Genomic DNA, 3,116 nt, shown 5'->3' with positions numbered 1-3,116 from the left:
TAAAACAAAAGAAAAGTCTACCAGTTCATTCAATTGACGAAGCATATTATCCTTTGGTACAACGATATCGTAAATCGCCATAAATGGACTGCAGTACAGATTAGTATACTAGCATTCCCTTATTCTATGTATGCTATATTTCTATTCTTCTTTTTCCGACATTAGAACTTTATAATTTTTTTACGAAATAAACGATCCCAAAATGATTTCTTCTGTTCTGAAGATGCTATGAGGCGCTTACTCCCTTGTATCTCTCTTAATACCTGCATTAATTGAATATCTCTTTGTTCCTCTCTTATTATTCTCTTAGCATCCGTCTCCTGTAAAAATGTACTTTGTTGATCCAACCTTTGAATTAACTCTACATTAAGCTCTTCTAATCGTTCTATACGTTCCGTTAATGTTTTTATGTGTTCTGTATTTACTATGCTATCTGTAACAACAGTTGCTATCTCATTTTCTTCAAAACTTGCCATTGCTAAATTTATAGCCTGTTCTAGTGTTACGTTCTTCTTGTTCATAGCTGTTACTAACCGTTCTATAGTTGCTACATCTTTATGATAAAAAATTCTAGAATTATTATTGCCGCGCTCGAAAGGATACCCAGCTTCCTCCAGAGCAAGGCAATATTTCCGTAAAGTACTTGAGCCAATCCCTAAGTTCTTGGCTACCTCAGATCCCCAATACGTTTGCGCCATATTTTGTCCTCCCTCTGTTCTAAGCTGTTCTTCGGTTGCTATATAGTGTTTTCCTTCTGTAAAAAAGTAACACTTTCCTTTTAAAGAAAAGTTTTTATTCTTCAGTGTAGAACGCTATAACTCAACTGTTTTTATACAAGATTTTATTGGACTTTGGCCAAACCTACAAGGGGAACTCTTCCCCTTGACCCCATCAATCGAACTCCCTTTGCTTCGCTAGGTCCGTTTTGATTGACCAACACATACAACCACCTCTACTCCATGTAAATCTCGTTTACTTAGTCTCACTTTTTTTTATTCCCTCTAATCATTCCTATTGCAAATCCAATTGAACTTCCCAATACTATTCCTAAAGCAAGATTATTTATAAGTAAACCAACAGTTGTTCCAATTCCCATTCCGATGGACATAGATAGCACAATTAATTCATTATTTCTTTTATCATTATTCAAAAGTCATACCCCTTTTCTTTAAATAGTCTCCTTTTTATTTCCGCCGTTCATTTTCACAACATGTTGATACAATCGCTCATTAAATTCTTTATCAACTCTTAAAAATTGATTATCTGTATTATAACGTTTTTGGATTTCTTCTAACAATAAAACCTCTGATTCTGGCATTACATATTGTCTTTCAATTATAAATTGGTCTAGCTGGTTGAATCTTCACTTGTAACGAAGTCAATTTACAAAACTGTGGTACTGATAGTTCTCTCATCTTTGCTAATACTTCTAAACTTTCCACCTCTTTTTTTCTATAAAATCAACATTACCCAAACTTGTTGTATACTCCTCAAACACTCCAGATTCACCTCTAACCTATCTACACTTTCTTATCCATATAAAACATCAAAAAGAAAAAAGGTCTCTCAGACAAATCAAGAGACCTTTTAAACACACACCTTGATATTTTTGTTCTCACTCTATTAGAAACCATACTAAGATTATACAAGATTTTATGCAAAAAAAGAGTAACGAGGATCCCTAGAATCCCCGCTACATCAACGATGTATAAAATCTTGTATACGAGATAACCAGACAAAAAAGAAGAATCCCTGCTAATACAAGGATTCTATGAAAAAGTTGCTACCGATAATGTTGCGTTATGTGAACTAAGAATGAATATGGTATACAACAAAACCAATACATTACATCTCCCTCCTCAAATGGTACAATGTGGTAAAATCGTTTTTTTAAATAAGGGGAGGGAATCATGCGTATTCAAGGTACATTGAGCATTCTGCTCTTAATCATAGGATTAATTCTGTTTACAGGAGGAATCTATGCTTCTCAATGGGAAAACACAGTAGCTCCTGCCACTGCTGCCGCGATTATTGGCGGATTCCTAATGGGATTAAGTCCAGTCATGCAACTATTTAAAAAATAAACTTCTTTTTGATGGGAAAGGTTTGCTTTTACTTCCGAAAACGGATTTTACGTCAACTAACCCTTTTTCGGGGTTAGTTGGTTTTTATTTCTCCTTGTTTTCGGGTGTGAGTGCTGGCTGGGGGGTTAGGGGGGCTAGCCCATGTCCATCAACTTAAGAACGGAAACAAAATGAACTTTCGTTCATATGAACGAAAAAACTCCTAAAATATTTTGTGTCCTTAAAAATAAGCATACCAAATAAACCTAGATTGGCTAAATTTCAAAAATTATGCAGCTTTCTTTTGTTTTCTCGATCCATTATACTCATAAACAACACCCAAAATATCAAAGAGTGTTTTCTTCTCGTATCGATGAGATTTCCGACCATTTTTCTGAAGTAAGTGGAACAGGCGGATTAGAATCTTTGTTATTTCTTGGGTGTTTTGCTGTATGGTTTGATATAAAATGTGTAAATGATCTTGAATCATTCCAATTGCTTTATATTCACTTAACTCCTGTTTCTTCTTTTGTAAAATTAATTGTCGCATCTTAAACATAATAGAAGAACATATAAAAATAGCAATGAGTTTTCCATAAACATGGCATTCTAATCGCTCTTGTTTGATATTTTGCCAGTGATGAATTTGAAATAGGGATTTCCAAGTTTTAAAGATAATTTCTATTTGCCAACGCAGGGAGTAAAAATCATGTATTTGTTCCATCGGAACGATCTCCCAAGGGGTATTCGTAACATATAGGTTCATGCCAGATAATCGTTTGCTTTTTTCCGAATACGTAATGCCTTTTTTACTTTCCGTATACAATTGCTTTTTCATACGCTCACGAAGTTATTTTTCTGTTAATCGATACATAATCACCCGGGTTAATAGTTTTTTATCTTTTCCAATATAAGCGTCTTTTATTTCATAGACCTGTCCTGGTTTTAGGGTATTCATAATGTGGAGTTAGTATAGTCATATGGACACAACTTAGTTAAGTCCTTACAATGGATTTCAAGGAGGAAGTGTCCGTATGGCAAACAAGAACTTTA

The 3,116-nt window shown here is 34.4% G+C and carries 4 protein-coding genes and 1 pseudogene; 1 reads left to right on the top strand and 4 read right to left on the bottom strand.

The features are described 5' to 3' along the window. Positions 1-161: 161 nt before the first annotated feature. The 3 genes from MR056_RS21775 to MR056_RS21765 form a co-directional block, all read right to left on the bottom strand. Entirely contained in the window at positions 162-698 is a 537-nt protein-coding gene (locus tag MR056_RS21775) for a DUF3967 domain-containing protein (RefSeq protein ID WP_048723152.1), read from the bottom strand. 284 nt (positions 699-982) lie between these two features. After that, positions 983-1,150 (bottom strand): glycine zipper domain-containing protein, encoded by a 168-nt coding sequence (locus MR056_RS21770; protein WP_164468634.1) that lies wholly within the window; start codon positions 1,148-1,150, stop codon positions 983-985. Positions 1,151-1,168: 18 nt separating this feature from the next. Next, positions 1,169-1,318: a hypothetical protein gene (locus MR056_RS21765; protein ID WP_235436400.1), complete on the bottom strand. Its 150-nt coding sequence runs from the start codon at positions 1,316-1,318 to the stop codon at positions 1,169-1,171. A 592-nt stretch (positions 1,319-1,910) separates the two neighbouring features. Between MR056_RS21765 and MR056_RS21760 the strand changes: the two genes are divergently transcribed. Next, entirely contained in the window at positions 1,911-2,084 is a 174-nt protein-coding gene (locus MR056_RS21760) for a hypothetical protein (protein WP_164468633.1), read from the top strand. Between the two features lie 268 nt (positions 2,085-2,352). Here the strand turns inward: MR056_RS21760 and MR056_RS21755 are convergent. Then, a pseudogene (locus tag MR056_RS21755) lies at positions 2,353-3,027 on the bottom strand (transposase); the annotation flags it as partial. Positions 3,028-3,116 lie beyond the last annotated feature (89 nt).

This window comes from Bacillus cereus group sp. BfR-BA-01360 (assembly GCF_022663595.1).
In the GTDB taxonomy this organism is placed as follows: domain Bacteria; phylum Bacillota; class Bacilli; order Bacillales; family Bacillaceae_G; genus Bacillus_A; species Bacillus_A cytotoxicus.
This window is presented reverse-complemented; position numbering and strand designations above follow the sequence as displayed.

Bases quoted from the DNA above. Each gene is read 5' to 3' on its own strand.
- MR056_RS21775 (WP_048723152.1), bottom strand. From the start codon at position 698: ATGGCGCAAACGTATTGGGGATCTGAGGTAGCCAAGAACTTAGGGATT.
- MR056_RS21765 (WP_235436400.1), bottom strand. From the start codon at position 1,318: ATGCCAGAATCAGAGGTTTTATTGTTAGAAGAAATCCAAAAACGTTAT.
- MR056_RS21760 (WP_164468633.1), top strand. From the start codon at position 1,911: ATGCGTATTCAAGGTACATTGAGCATTCTGCTCTTAATCATAGGATTA.